This window comes from Cylindrospermopsis sp. CR12 (assembly GCF_001432185.1).
In the GTDB taxonomy this organism is placed as follows: domain Bacteria; phylum Cyanobacteriota; class Cyanobacteriia; order Cyanobacteriales; family Nostocaceae; genus Raphidiopsis; species Raphidiopsis raciborskii.
The window spans coordinates 1755-14484 of the sequence record NZ_LMVE01000126.1 but is presented as its reverse complement, the minus strand read 5'-3'; the positions used below and the strand labels follow the sequence as shown (position 1 = coordinate 14484).

Genomic DNA, 12730 nt, shown 5'->3' with positions numbered 1-12730 from the left:
GGGTTAGGGGTCATTATCCCTTTTTTGGGTGAGTTTTTGCTCTATTCCTAAATTTCCCTGTAACCCACCAGTATGTATTAGTAATATTTTACTCGGTGGGAAAAATCCTTGTTTTAACAAGTTTATAACTCCATAAAACATTTTACCAGTGTATATATAATCTAGTGGTATATGATGTTGTTGATGGAATTGGTGACAGAATTGAATTAGTTGTTGATCTATTTTTCCGTATCCGCCAAAATGGTAATCATAGATTAATTGCCAAGACGTAGGATGATTTACCAAAGTGGGTAGCTTAGAGTTTAGGTAGTCGCTGATTAGTCTGTCTATTTCCCTCTCTAAAAATCTGGCATCTTTCAATACGGGAAAGCCCATAATTCTTGTTGGTAAGTTGGTTCTACCCCCGGGTGATAGAGCAATACCTGTGAGGGTGGTAGCTGTACCACAAGCTAGGCAAATTATATCAAAAAATTGTAGATCTTGCATGATTTCCATACACCCGCGCACGCCATTTAAATTACCACCACCTTCAGGAATAATAAAGGTTTCATTTGAGGATCTTGGTAACTGTTTTTTGAACTCTTCCTGAACTTCTTGTGTATGACGTTGTCGGTAAGTTTGGCGATCGCAATATAATAATTTCATACCTTGTTCCTGGGCGAAGCGCAGGGTAGGGTTAAGAGGTAGGGTTGGTTCTCCCCGGATAACACCAATAGTTTCAAAGCCAAAAATCCTACCCGCAGCTGCAGTAGCAAAAATATGATTGGAATATGCACCACCAAAGGTTAGCAAGCTGGTACACTGGTTATGTTTCGCTTCCAAGAGATTGTATTTCAACTTAAACCATTTGTTACCATTTATCTGTAAATGTATTAAATCTAAGCGTAAAACATATAACTCAATACTTAAATGGTCAGCTAGGGGATTGTGAATTTTTTGGATGGGAGGAGATAAAAATATTGACGACATTTGTATCAGCAGTTAATCTGGGAATATAAAATAACCGCTCAAGAAAAATATTAGCAAATCCCAATTATTTATGGCTAAGGTTTTTAACTCTATTACGGAGGAGTTACAAGGATTTATCGCCAAGCAGCATATTTTTTTGGTTGGCACAGCTCCTCTAAGTTCCACAGGCCACGTTAATGTTTCTCCCAAGGGATTAGACAGTTTTCGAGTCATTTCACCCCACCGGGTTGCTTATTTGGATTTAACAGGTAGTGGTAACGAAACCTCTGCTCATCTGTTAGAAAATGGCAGAATTACTTTCATGTTTTGTGCTTTCCAAGAACCTCCCTGCATTCTCAGACTCTATGGTCAGGGAAGAACTATTTTACCTGATGATTATGAGTGGGATCAATTATATTCCTTATTTCCTCCCATAGTTGGAACGAGACAAATCATTGTTGCGGATATTGACAGAATACAAACTTCCTGTGGTTTTGGAGTACCACTTTATGAATACCTTGGACAAAGACAAACTTTGATCGGTTGGGCTATGAAAAAGGGCCAACTAGGTATTAGAGAATATCATCAGCAGAAAAATTTTGTTAGTATCGATGGGTTGTCAACTCCTTTGTCCCAATTGCATCATCAAAAATAACTGAAGGATATGATATATGAATAAACTCCAAGTAGACTTTTAACCAATTATCATGTCAAATCAACGCATAATTAAAAGTATATATACCGATGGAGCTTGCAAGGGAAACCCAGGTCCTGGTGGTTGGGGTGTGGTTGTTTACTTTCATGATGGTTCAATTCATGAAATGGGGGAAGCATCTGACTACACTACAAACAATCAAATGGAAATCCAAGCTGCGATCGGGGCACTTCAATTATTAGCTCAATCCGGACAAGTTGAACCTATTACTCTATATAGCGATAGCGAATATCTAATTAATAGTGTGACTAAATGGATACATGGATGGAAAAAAAAGGGTTGGAAAAAATCAGATGGCACTCCGGTGCAAAACCAAGAGCTACTAAAAATTATAGACAAGCTGAACACCAAGCTAGTCAGGTGGCAACATGTACGTGGACATGCGGGTGATATAGGTAATGAAAGATGCGATGTTATTGCCCGTTCTTTTGCGAGTGGCAAAATTCCCCCTTTGCAACAATTATCCCCCCAACAGTTGCTAACTAATTGTCAAGAAACCTTAACCCAAATAACTCAAAGAGATGTAACAAAAGTATCTGATTATCCAACAAAATCAGCAAAAATTGCTCAAAATATGTTGGAAGGTAGAACTTGTTTATTGGAAGAAAGAACTATGGAAACATCTACAGGAATATCTGTGGTGACACAGGAAGAAAAACCCCCGGAAATGAGAATATTACAAATCCGTAATCTCATGGAAACCCTAAAGATTGGGGACGAAATTGCCCAGAAAGGTTACTTAATCACCAGTTCCGAACTAGCAGATTTAATGGATGTTCATGCCAGTGCAGTGACAAGTCGCGGTGATCAGTGGAGATGGCGTAACTGGATAGTGTCACGAGTCAGACGAGAAGGGAATCAGATTTTGTGGGAGCTGGAAAGGGGCGATCAAGTGGAAAAGGATGATAATTAATTAACACTAATCAATACTTTCTACCACGCCACTCTTTAGGAGTGCGAAGTGCTGATAAAAAGATGCGTATAACTGCTAGAGGGTCAGAGAAAGGGGAAAGCCAAAATAACCAACCACCATAAGCATTTGTTCGGTCATAGGAAGGAGAAATTGCCAGCAGTAGAGCAAAGCGGATGCTCAATAAAAAAACATTTAACGCCAATAAAAGGGAACCAGGGAGATAGGGGGATGGGGAAACCAGCAAGAATGCTAAAATCACCGGTAGGGGTAAACCTTGAACACAGAACAATAACCACAGATCCCCCCAAACTTGACCAGGTGGGGAAGCATCCTTTAAATCCAAACTACGACCCCATTCTTTCCAGGTTTCCATGGCGCCCTCATACATTCGCACTTGAAAAACCCTAGCTCCATCTAAAAAACCCACTTTAAACCCCGCAGCAGCAATATTGCGAGCCAAAGTAACATCATCACAAAAGGAACTCCTGGCACTAGTATAACCATTCATAGTGGCCAAAACTGAGCGTCGACATAGGAAACACTGCCCATTGGCCATTACCCTTTCAGGCTGGGATGTACGAGTACCAGCCGGATCAAATCTGTATAACAGTGTTAATAACAGGGAGGGTTGCAACCAACATTCACCCGGATACTTAAGGATAAACTGAGGAGACAGGGAAACCAAATCATAGCCTTCAGCTTCAGCAGTTCTAACTAGACTAGCTACTAGCCCAGGATGGGGTTGAATATCCGCATCCATTCCCAAAAACCACTTACTCTCCTCACAGCTAAACAAAAAGCCATTATGTAAGGCCCAAGGACGACCTACCCAACCAGTAGGTAGGGGGTCATCTGTCATAACCCGAAATCGAGGATCTTTTTGTTGTACTGCTTTAACTAAATCCGGAGTGCCATCCTTGGATCTGCTATCAACAACAATTACTTCCCTAACCTCGTAGCTTTGTCGAGTCAGACCGCTTAGTAAAGGAGTGATGCGTAGGGCTTCATTTAAAGTCGGCACAATCACACTTACGCTGCCTAACATATCAGGGGTGGGTTGTTGTGGTTCTATGGGTGGGTGTCTTGTTGGTCCTTTCAGCAACCGTGAGATTAAAATTAGCACTGCTGGAACCTGAAACACTAGCAATATTAGGGGTAATTCTAGGGAAATACTGGCTTCTCTAATCAAGATCTTTATACCGTTACTTCTATTAACTTTCTCTAAAGAGATTTATGACGCAGTGCTGAGTGAAAAATCTGAACTTTTATTCACCCAGCACTGGAGGATTATTTTAAAACAACATTAACATTATTAACATTGCTCATCACCGACTGATTTCCTGACTCTAGTCCTGCAGAAATGGATTTACTAGGCGCTTTTGACCATAATAGGATAGCAGGTGCAACTCCTAGGAATAGACCCAAAATTATAGGAATAGGGAACCCAGCAGCTAAACTCATAACAGTAGCAAAACCAAAGTTGGCTAGATACACTATTAGGGCTACGTTTAATTGGGATCTTTCCAAATTAATTGGGTTATTTCTCCATAATAAGGCTGATACTGTCATAAACAAAGAACCGGTGCCAAACCAACCAGCAAAATTTTGATAAGGCATGCCAAAGAAAGAACCTGGTTGATGCCAATACCAAAATGGTAAGGACGTCTGACTCATTGCTGGATCCAACACAAAATCCCAAGAGGTGAGCAATAAAGCTCCCAATGCGATCGCACCTAAATGACGCAGTAAAGTAGGTTTTCTATCTACATCGAAACCAGTACGTCCTAACAAGTATGATACAATTCCCACATAAAACCAAGATAAAGGAATAGTGAAAGGTACGAGACCTGCAATTTTATAACCCAAACCACTTAAATAGCTATAGTGACCAAAAGGAAAACCTGTACTGGTTCCCAATAACTCACTAGTCAAAGAAATAGATAAAGATGGAATCAAGAAATATAGGGATCTTGCCAAACCTAAGTTTCGGACAGCATAGAGGAAAACACCTACAGCACCTAAAATCATGTAAGCAACACCACCACCAGCCATACTCCACTGCATGGCTGTTTGTCCTACTTCTGATAAATTTAGTACCTCTTCAAAAATTAACTCAGCATTGGGAATTACCAGTAGTATTCCCACGAGCCCGAAAACCATAGAAACGATATGACCAATCAGGCATACGCGCTCAAAAATCACTAGTTGTCTCATGATTAGTCCCTGACCTTTCTTGAAAGATGACACTTGGTTACACTAATTTACAAATCTTTAATATCTTAACCCAACTAAATTTCCAGGGTTAGAAAGTCCATCAAAAAGTTAAAAGTTAGTTAATCTTATAGCATATACGGTAAAAATGGGAAGTATAAGTAAGTATAAACGTCCGTGGACTCAAATAACCATCTCCCCCTAATATGTCAATATTGCAAAAAGTTCCTTGGTTGTCTCTAATTTTGGTATTTCTTAGCTACATCGCCCTGGGTTGGCTAGTATCGGAGACTAACCCCCCCCTATTTTTCTGGTTTATACTTGGGGTTGGACTATTGCTCTTGTTAAACAGCTTAACTACTCCACTGTCAGAAATAGTCAGTTTTTACACTATATTGTTCGAATCAAATCTCAAGAGTTTTGCAGTGACAATTTTAGCGGCTTTTTTGTTTTTCCTGATGATTGCTTGGTTTAGAGTATTTCTAGATGCTTTACTAATTATTTCCTCAACCATACTAGCTAAGATAGACTTTCAGTCCCAAGGATTGAAACCAGGCCTAACTTTTTGGTTGATCTCCCTATTTTCCTTTTCAGGCTTAGGATTAGGCGCTTTGTGGAAGACATTTGTTTAAGAACACTAGAATTAAAGCAAGTGCAAGGGGGCTTAATTTTTACCCATTTCCCCCTATTCCACCCACGGATAACTAGCTGGCTACCGCTTCCTCAGTAACACGGGGATAAACACTAACCTTTTTGCGACTTTTGCCCTTTCTTTCAAAAGTGACCACACCATCAATTAAAGCAAACAAGGTGTCATCATTGCCAATGCCAACATTATTACCAGGATGGAACTTAGTGCCACGCTGGCGTACTAGGATGTTTCCTGCACGTACAACCTGTCCACCAAAACGCTTTACACCCAGGCGTTGAGCATTAGAATCGCGACCATTTCGTGTACTTCCTGTACCTTTCTTATGAGCCATATTTTCCTCTCAAACTTGTCAAATTAAATTCAAATTAAGGTTAAACTTATCATTCACCTTGCAAATCAAGACCTGGGTCTTCCAGTGGAAGGAGTTCAGGAGAAAGGGGAGAGTCTTGATGGGCAAGAGTTTCGCCATTAAGCTTAATAGAGTTAATCAAAAGCCTAGTAATTTCCTGACGGTGCCCACGTTTTTTGCGAGTTTTCTTCTTGGGTTTCATCTTGTAAACCAAGACCTTACGACCTCGAAAATGCCGTAAGACAGTTGCTTCTACCGTTGCACCAGAGACTCTTGGTTGCCCTATGGACAGTCCATTCTCATGTTGCACAAGTAACACTGCGTCTATAGTTACTTTTTCATCTGGTTGAGCGTGGAGTAGTTCAATATCGTAGAAACGACCTGCTTCTACTTTTAACTGTTTGCCACCGGTTTCAATAATTGCGTAAGTCATGGGATTGTCCTTAAATTTGCCGTACAGGTAGCTGGCATTGATCCATAAAGATCTTCTGTCTATAGCTGTAGTATGCTTTTTACCAGCCTTTGGTGTCTACCTGATCCGAGCGAGAATGAGAGAGACGATTGGCACTGATTCCACTTGACGTGGTTTTGGTATATACTCCCAAATTAGTGCACAACCAACCATAATAAACCGTTCCACCGTGTTTGTCAAGGTGAATTTGCAACTTGGGCTTGACTTCGTCTAATGTAAGAAGCCAACTGCGTGTGGCAATTTTCGAATGAACCAAAATACATTCCCTCATCATCATGAATACTAAGGATCCCTATCAAAGAATCACAACCTATTGGATTGGGTTGAAAAGCTGGATTATTAACACTCCCCACAGAGCTGTTTTAGCGGCTTATCGAGCTGCTTGGGAGATTAGAAATATTGAAATTCAACAGTTTAACGGGCAAAAAATTTCCCCTCAGTCTGCAAACTATAGTGGTAATCTCATGGAATTTTGGCAAGGGGACCTGAATAGAAATTTAACTACCATTAAAATTCGACTGGCAGAATTTAATTTAGGCATGACTTTTACCGATAGATCTACCGATACCAACAATCAATATGTTTATGATAATGATCTCTTAGAAAAACTTAAATTTATTGATGAAGTTATCGGCAATTATACTCAAAAGCGTAATGATAGTAAATACATGGAAATTACACAACCATTAAAAACCAGTGATAAAGAAGTTCAATTCAATAATAAATCAACAGATGTAGACTCCAATGATAATCAAAAAAAAGGAGTATTTCCCGGATCAATTGCCAGAACTTTGAGTAAAATTGCTAAGGACTTCACCCCAACAGCAGAGAGTGATTTCATCAACAACTACCGCATTTCTAGAAATAAAACTAGGATAGGAATTAGATTCCTCCTATTAATAATAATTATCCCATTAATAGTACAAAATTTTTCTAAAAACTTATTATTTACACCTCTATTTACTCAGTGGATGAGTCAAGATAATCAAAGAGTGTTTTTAAACCGAGAAATGGAGGAAAAAGCAATGAATGAACTGAAAAACTTCGAGAGAAAATTGCAGTTCCAAAATTTATTACATACGGCACCCCCTTTATCTGTTGAAGAAATAGAACTAGAGGTAAAAGATAAAGCATTGGATCTAGCAGAGGAATTTCGTCGTGATAGTAGTCTGGCTATAGGTAATATATTTGCCGATGTCATATCATTAATCTCCTTTGCCATTATTATTGGTTGGAGAAAAAAAGATATAGAGGTAGTTCAGTCATTGTTAGATAAAATAGCCTATGGGTTAAGTGATAGTGCCAAAGCTTTTCTAATTATTTTAATAACGGATATATTTGTAGGTTTCCACTCTCCCCATGGTTGGGAAATTATTTTAGAAAGTCTAGCAGAACACTTGGGATTACCAGCAAATAGAAATGTCATATTCCTTTTTATTGCTACTTTCCCCGTAATTTTAAACACCATCTTCAAATATTGGATTTTCCGTTATTTGAGTCGGTTATCCCCCTCCGCTTTAGCCACCTTAAAGGAAATGGATGAATAATAGACAAAATCTACAATTTCTGAAATAATTCTTTTTACAAAGTCTAAAAAGTCTAAACACAGCTTATGATTAACATGCGATTGGGTCTCAAAGTTCAAATTTTAGCGGGTATGATCACCTTTCTATCAGTTATCGGTGTAAATCAATATCAATTTCTACACGCAACCAATAAGCCCTTACATACACAGCCAAGAATTGAGCAACCCCAGGATTCATCTGTCTTTTATTCGGTGATTGATGAATGGCAAAAATATAAATATAGTCTGAATGGGAAGTCTATTTTAGAACCCATGAAATTACCAAATACAAAAGTGAGTTTTAATGCCAACGATTTATTGTTTGTACTGACAAATACCAGGAAATATTTTCAAGATTATTCTCAAAAGGATCAAAATATTTCTCGAAATGGATTATTAGTAAGTCAAGGCGTTAAGGTAGAAGATGTGCTAAAAACCCTAGATTTTATGATTAGCACCTTACGGGAAGATCTGAAGAAAAACCGACCTCCCCGACTGCAAGATCCTAATTTTATTAATGCCAATTTTCGGGTAATTAAATGGAAAGCTTATAATCCAGATAAACCAGAACAAAAACAACTGAGAATTACAAAGTATGCGGTTTTCACTCATCCTGGTTCTCATATCAAAACAAGTACATACAACATACCAATTTATAGCTTAAAAGACAATTTAGCCACCGATAAATTTTACACTAAATACACCAAGCAGGACGTACTATCTGGAATTTATGAACCAGGTGGAAAGGAATTTGGCAAAGTAGAAACTCTAGCATATTTGACTCGTCAAGGACTGGAGGAAGCATTAATGCAGGGGACAATATTAATTAATTTTACCGATGGTTCTAAGGGATTTTTTAACGTAGACAGAAATAATGGCATATCCTACATAAGAGGAGTCAAGGACACACTACAAAAGCGTTATTGGTATTTCAGACCAGTTGACCAAATCAAAGGTTATGGATATAAAATAGACGCGAAAATTTCCATTAAACCAGGTGTCACTTTTGCTGGAGACGTGCTGAATATTGGTTTAGGAAGAGTGGTATTAATTGAATATAACCAGGGAAAAAATAAACGTCTACAAATGGGAGTGGTAGCGGACACGGGTGGAGCATTCTTACCCAACCTACATCAGTTAGACTACCTAGCGGGTGTTTTTAAAAATCAAACGGAATTTAGGCAGTATATTAGACAACTACCAGAATACGCCAGTGCCTATATTCTGGTGAAAAAGTGAAAAAAAGCAAAATTAATAAATGCAGTTTATTCTTCCGGTGATTTAGCTGTTATTTCAACTGTTGTCACATCCACTGCTGTGACATCAATTGTACCTTCTGGTGTTAAACGGCTAAATCTACCATTTTTCACTGATAGTTGCTCACCACAATTGGGACATTGGAGTTGGGTATTATTTAAACCGGTTGATTCAAATGCACAAACTGGACATTTATCAGTCACTAAATTCCCTTGCAACCACCAGCGAAAGCCAAAAAATGCCACAAATGGTATAATCAGGAACAGAGTGAAAATAACTATTAAAGAGTTTACCAACCAACCTAGACCCAAAGATGCTAACAACCAGGTTACTGCTAATAAGGTTAACCAGGGACGGAATCTATCAAGATTTTGTTGTAAGTTATTAGAATTCATTCGTTTAATTTTTTATACTCTATTCCTATTCTACCATTTTTATTGATCGAGCAACCCGACAGAAGCCAAAACGCATGCACTCAATTTTATTCATCTACTCTGTTTATCGCGTTTTGGCACAAGCTATATTTTAGAGGATTTTTACAATCTCTCTTACATTATCTATCTGTTCTTCACTGAACCCAGCTTGTTTAAGGTTAATTAAAAATTTAGATTGTCCATAACGAGAGTCCAACTGTACTGCTTGGTTATAAGTTTGTCGTGCTTGTGTTTTCATCCCTTGTCCCCAATAAACCAATGCCAAAGCAACCCAAGGATGGGGATTGGTGGGTTCTAAAATTGTGGCTTGTTTACCCCGTGCTATTGCTAAATCATACTTCTTTAGACGTTGATAAGCGAGAGTTAGATTATAATAGGCGATTTCATTATTTGCCCTTATTTCTTTTGCACGCTCATGAGTTATTACTGCTTTGTCTAAATCTCCACTCACTAGATAAACTATTCCCAAAGCATTTAATGCAGGAATATAATTAGCATCTTTCTCTAATACTTGCTCTAATACCTTCATAGCAGATGCTTCTCTACCACCAAGGTGTAAAGTCCAACCCAATAAAACCTGTCCAGAAAGATTTTCTGGTTCCACAGAGGTGGCCTCTTCTAAGGAGATAATAGCATCTGTATAACGCCCTTGCTGGCGATATCTCAGTCCTAATTGTCGCAATTTAGCCGCAGCAGTTTTAGACTTACTAGAACTAGTGAAAGTGTGGGAAGGCGTAAAAATAGGGGAAGTTGAGGAATAGTCCATATTATTGGGTAATACATTTTTGCTGCATCCCATAATATTACTCACAGCCGTCAAACTTATCATACATATTATACTAGTAATAGCACTATGAATATTTCTATTGTTAGTGTTACTAATACTTTTAATTTTACCAACCATATTTGCCATTGATTGAGTCTCTAATTATTTGGGGATTGGGTAGGAACAGGTTGTGGGTTTTGAGGTGCTACAAGGACAACCGCATGGGGAACTGGACGAGGAGTATAAGCTACTAAGGATTTGCCTCGATATGAAAGAGAAGTGCTAGCACCCGAATCAAGCATCACCGCATCCCGAAATCCTAACTGATAGAGAATCTCCCCCAAAGATACAGAACCTACAGGAGTTTTTGTCACCCCAATTACTGGCATTCCTGCTAAATTGATCCCCCAAAAGGCTCGATGACGAGCAGCATCATAGTCATATAAGTTACCAAAATCAGCAGCAGGTCGAGGTGTATTATTTCTTACTAACCATGCTGCACCCACGAAGGCATCCGTTACGCCCTTATTTTCCGGTGAAGTTGCTTGAATTCCCTCGAGGGTATTGTGGGTTTCCGGAACAAAAGGTATAAAACTAACCGAATGGGGGTTAATTAGGACTAGGGGACGGTCTCGCAATTTCAAGTTTTCACTGGCATTACCAGGAATAAAACCACGATTGCCACTCAAAACTGGTCCAATCATCGTATTAGAGTCTAGGTATTTTAAGGAAAAGAAACCTCCATCAACCGCAGCAACTACTTGTGTATCTTTTAGCATATCTGGTAATTGATAGCGGCTGTCGGCATGAAATGTACCTGGAATACCTCCGCCAATAAGAATTAGTTCTGTGTTATTTACCTTGTATTCTCGTTTTTCAATGTCAACATTAAAGTTGAAATTTGTACGATCTACCGGTGCTGGATATCCACCCCAAGCTAGGGGAGCGATTTCTCCAAGACGGGACTGTCCAAACCTACCTAGGGTAAATAAATCGGGGGAATCACCAACAAATTTTTCATCTACATCATCCATGGAAAAAGCCATCTGATAACCAGCAGCAATTACCCGCGCCCTAACTCTTTCATCTAATTTCCCCTCAGGATAGGTAAAATAGTTGATCGGAATACCTAAACGCTCCTGTAAAATCCGTTTTGAATCTATCACTTCCGATGAAAGTTCCTCCTCGGAAAGTTGTCGTAAATCCCGAGGATGGTTGACAGAATGGGAAGCAATGGTTACCAAGGGACTGGCTGCCATTTCCCTTAACTGTTCCCATGTTAGACTAGATCTTGCCGTCTTACCCTCCATTTTTTTAACATAGACGGAAAAAATAGCTGGGAAACTGTATTTTTTTAAAAGAGGATAAACATATTCGTAATGTCCCCCATAACCATCATCAAAGGATAGCAATACGGGTTTGGCGGGGAGAGGTGCACCAGTTCGCAAATGGGCTAACAACCAATCTGGGCTAACGGGAGTAACCCCCTCTTTTTGTAGCTGTTGAAAGTGAGCTTCTAATTCTTCCGGTGTAACATCAAAAAACACTTGTTTTTGTGGTAAGATGTCATGATACATGAAGATAGGAACTCTAGCCAGTCGTGCTTGACGGTTCAATTCAGGGAAAGGGGTAACTGACTGTAGTTTAGGTGGAGGTGTGTTTTGCTCTTGGGTATTGGCATTCCCAGTGATAATGTGGTTGAGAGATTGAAGCCACCCAGGTGACTTTTTCTCTGGGACGGTTGCTTCTGGTTTTTGGAATGATGTTTCTAATATCCTTTCTCCAGGAACCCAGTTGGGACAGTGGGGGGTTAATAGAGCCTGTGTATTTTCAGATGGGGATGGTGGTGATTCACAATACTTTTGCAAGCTGAGGAAGCCTTGACTTAAAAGAGCTTCAGGAGATTGGGTAGTAGAAACTACAGGTGTAGGTGTGGATTTAGCCTCTTGGAATGACCTTGATCTCTGATACCAAGAAAATGAAAGGGCAGCAATTACCACAGGTAGGGCTGTGATTAGGAAAAGCGTTGGGTGGGGGAGCTTAGGCAACCGAGAAGTCATAGGTAATCAATTTTTGAGACTCAGATATATCATATATATATCCCTGGCTTAGTGGCTATAGATCCGGTTACCATTGGGTTAGATAGACTCATTGCTTTTTTTGAGTACTACATGACGATTGCGAAGCACTCCCTATGGGATCTCGCGAAGTAATCGCCCTTTTCAGGTGGAGGGGAACTGTCTTTTTCCTCCTTCCCATTTTTAGACGCAAATTCTATCACAAGAAAATCGCCGAAAGGGACGGAAGCCACTTGGCTTTTCACATGGATTGTGAAAATCAAAGAGAATCTGGAAATACTATTTAAGTCTAATCCAGATGTGTTTGTGGCTGGGGACTTATTTTGGTATCCAGTAGAGGGTAATAACAAAATTAAACTGGCTCCTGACAC

14 protein-coding genes and 1 pseudogene are annotated in these 12730 nt (G+C 39.4%); 6 read left to right on the top strand and 9 right to left on the bottom strand.

The window, feature by feature from the left end:
- Nucleotides 1–3 precede the first annotated feature (3 nt).
- Nucleotides 4–969, bottom strand: coding sequence for a 1-aminocyclopropane-1-carboxylate deaminase/D-cysteine desulfhydrase (locus ASL19_RS14190; protein WP_057178835.1), 966 nt, complete (start codon nt 967–969; stop codon nt 4–6).
- A 70-nt stretch (nt 970–1039) separates the two neighbouring features.
- Here ASL19_RS14190 and ASL19_RS14185 point away from each other — a divergent pair, with 70 nt between their 5' ends.
- On the top strand, nt 1040–1603 hold the full coding sequence (locus ASL19_RS14185) for a pyridoxamine 5'-phosphate oxidase family protein (RefSeq protein WP_006278429.1): 564 nt from the start codon (nt 1040–1042) through the stop codon (nt 1601–1603).
- A 52-nt stretch (nt 1604–1655) separates the two neighbouring features.
- On the top strand, nt 1656–2576 hold the full coding sequence (rnhA, locus tag ASL19_RS14180; RefSeq protein ID WP_057178834.1) for a ribonuclease HI: 921 nt from the start codon (nt 1656–1658) through the stop codon (nt 2574–2576).
- A gap of 10 nt (nt 2577–2586) precedes the next feature.
- Here rnhA and cruG read toward each other — a convergent pair whose 3' ends face one another.
- Both cruG and cruF read right to left on the bottom strand, forming a co-directional pair.
- Complete coding sequence (gene cruG, locus ASL19_RS14175; RefSeq protein WP_057178833.1) at nt 2587–3765, bottom strand: 2'-O-glycosyltransferase CruG; 1179 nt, start codon at nt 3763–3765, stop codon at nt 2587–2589.
- 98 nt (nt 3766–3863) lie between these two features.
- Nucleotides 3864–4790, bottom strand: a complete 927-nt coding sequence (gene cruF / locus ASL19_RS14170; protein WP_006278432.1) for a gamma-carotene 1'-hydroxylase CruF — start codon at nt 4788–4790, stop codon at nt 3864–3866.
- A 203-nt stretch (nt 4791–4993) separates the two neighbouring features.
- On the opposite strand from cruF, the gene ASL19_RS14165 reads away from it, so the two are divergent.
- Nucleotides 4994–5419 carry a hypothetical protein gene (locus ASL19_RS14165; protein ID WP_006278433.1) on the top strand — a complete coding sequence of 142 codons (426 nt, stop codon included), beginning with the start codon at nt 4994–4996 and terminating at the stop codon, nt 5417–5419.
- Between the two features lie 72 nt (nt 5420–5491).
- Here the strand turns inward: ASL19_RS14165 and rpmA are convergent, their stop codons facing one another.
- The 3 genes from rpmA to ASL19_RS17685 all read right to left on the bottom strand — a co-directional run bounded on the left by rpmA (nt 5492) and on the right by ASL19_RS17685 (nt 6516).
- A complete protein-coding gene (rpmA, locus tag ASL19_RS14160; protein ID WP_006278434.1) occupies nt 5492–5770 on the bottom strand; it encodes a 50S ribosomal protein L27 in 279 nt (92 codons plus the stop codon).
- A gap of 49 nt (nt 5771–5819) precedes the next feature.
- The gene (gene rplU, locus ASL19_RS14155; RefSeq protein WP_006278435.1) at nt 5820–6221 is read right to left on the bottom strand and encodes a 50S ribosomal protein L21; all 402 of its coding nucleotides are present in this window, start codon (nt 6219–6221) and stop codon (nt 5820–5822) included.
- A gap of 79 nt (nt 6222–6300) precedes the next feature.
- A complete protein-coding gene (locus ASL19_RS17685; protein WP_141668815.1) occupies nt 6301–6516 on the bottom strand; it encodes a hypothetical protein in 216 nt (71 codons plus the stop codon).
- A 19-nt stretch (nt 6517–6535) separates the two neighbouring features.
- On the opposite strand from ASL19_RS17685, the gene pxcA reads away from it, so the two are divergent.
- Together pxcA and ASL19_RS14145 are read left to right on the top strand one after the other, a co-directional pair.
- Entirely contained in the window at nt 6536–7807 is a 1272-nt protein-coding gene (gene pxcA / locus ASL19_RS14150) for a proton extrusion protein PcxA (RefSeq protein WP_057178832.1), read from the top strand.
- Between the two features lie 74 nt (nt 7808–7881).
- On the top strand, nt 7882–9063 hold the full coding sequence (locus ASL19_RS14145; RefSeq protein WP_057178831.1) for a hypothetical protein: 1182 nt from the start codon (nt 7882–7884) through the stop codon (nt 9061–9063).
- 26 nt (nt 9064–9089) lie between these two features.
- On the opposite strand, the gene ASL19_RS14140 is transcribed toward ASL19_RS14145, so the two are convergent.
- From ASL19_RS14140 to ASL19_RS14130, 3 genes are all read right to left on the bottom strand, one after another.
- The gene (locus tag ASL19_RS14140) at nt 9090–9476 is read right to left on the bottom strand and encodes a hypothetical protein (RefSeq protein WP_006278438.1); all 387 of its coding nucleotides are present in this window, start codon (nt 9474–9476) and stop codon (nt 9090–9092) included.
- Nucleotides 9477–9606: 130 nt separating this feature from the next.
- Nucleotides 9607–10428, bottom strand: a complete 822-nt coding sequence (locus ASL19_RS14135; RefSeq protein ID WP_057178830.1) for a tetratricopeptide repeat protein — start codon at nt 10426–10428, stop codon at nt 9607–9609.
- Nucleotides 10429–10439: 11 nt separating this feature from the next.
- Nucleotides 10440–12341 (bottom strand): polysaccharide deacetylase family protein, encoded by a 1902-nt coding sequence (locus tag ASL19_RS14130; RefSeq protein ID WP_057178829.1) that lies wholly within the window; start codon nt 12339–12341, stop codon nt 10440–10442.
- A 258-nt stretch (nt 12342–12599) separates the two neighbouring features.
- Here ASL19_RS14130 and ASL19_RS18730 point away from each other — a divergent pair.
- Nucleotides 12600–12730 (top strand): annotated as a pseudogene (locus ASL19_RS18730) (Uma2 family endonuclease); the annotation flags it as partial.

Excerpts from the sequence above, each read along its gene's own strand:
- ASL19_RS14190 (WP_057178835.1), bottom strand. The coding sequence starts at position 969 with ATGTCGTCAATATTTTTATCTCCTCCCATCCAAAAAATTCACAATCCC.
- ASL19_RS14185 (WP_006278429.1), top strand. The coding sequence starts at position 1,040 with ATGGCTAAGGTTTTTAACTCTATTACGGAGGAGTTACAAGGATTTATC.
- rnhA (WP_057178834.1), top strand. The coding sequence starts at position 1,656 with ATGTCAAATCAACGCATAATTAAAAGTATATATACCGATGGAGCTTGC.
- cruF (WP_006278432.1), bottom strand. The coding sequence starts at position 4,790 with ATGAGACAACTAGTGATTTTTGAGCGCGTATGCCTGATTGGTCATATC.
- ASL19_RS14165 (WP_006278433.1), top strand. The coding sequence starts at position 4,994 with ATGTCAATATTGCAAAAAGTTCCTTGGTTGTCTCTAATTTTGGTATTT.
- rpmA (WP_006278434.1), bottom strand. The coding sequence starts at position 5,770 with ATGGCTCATAAGAAAGGTACAGGAAGTACACGAAATGGTCGCGATTCT.
- rplU (WP_006278435.1), bottom strand. The coding sequence starts at position 6,221 with ATGACTTACGCAATTATTGAAACCGGTGGCAAACAGTTAAAAGTAGAA.
- pxcA (WP_057178832.1), top strand. The coding sequence starts at position 6,536 with ATGAATACTAAGGATCCCTATCAAAGAATCACAACCTATTGGATTGGG.
- ASL19_RS14145 (WP_057178831.1), top strand. The coding sequence starts at position 7,882 with ATGCGATTGGGTCTCAAAGTTCAAATTTTAGCGGGTATGATCACCTTT.
- ASL19_RS14140 (WP_006278438.1), bottom strand. The coding sequence starts at position 9,476 with ATGAATTCTAATAACTTACAACAAAATCTTGATAGATTCCGTCCCTGG.
- ASL19_RS14135 (WP_057178830.1), bottom strand. The coding sequence starts at position 10,428 with ATGGCAAATATGGTTGGTAAAATTAAAAGTATTAGTAACACTAACAAT.
- ASL19_RS14130 (WP_057178829.1), bottom strand. The coding sequence starts at position 12,341 with ATGACTTCTCGGTTGCCTAAGCTCCCCCACCCAACGCTTTTCCTAATC.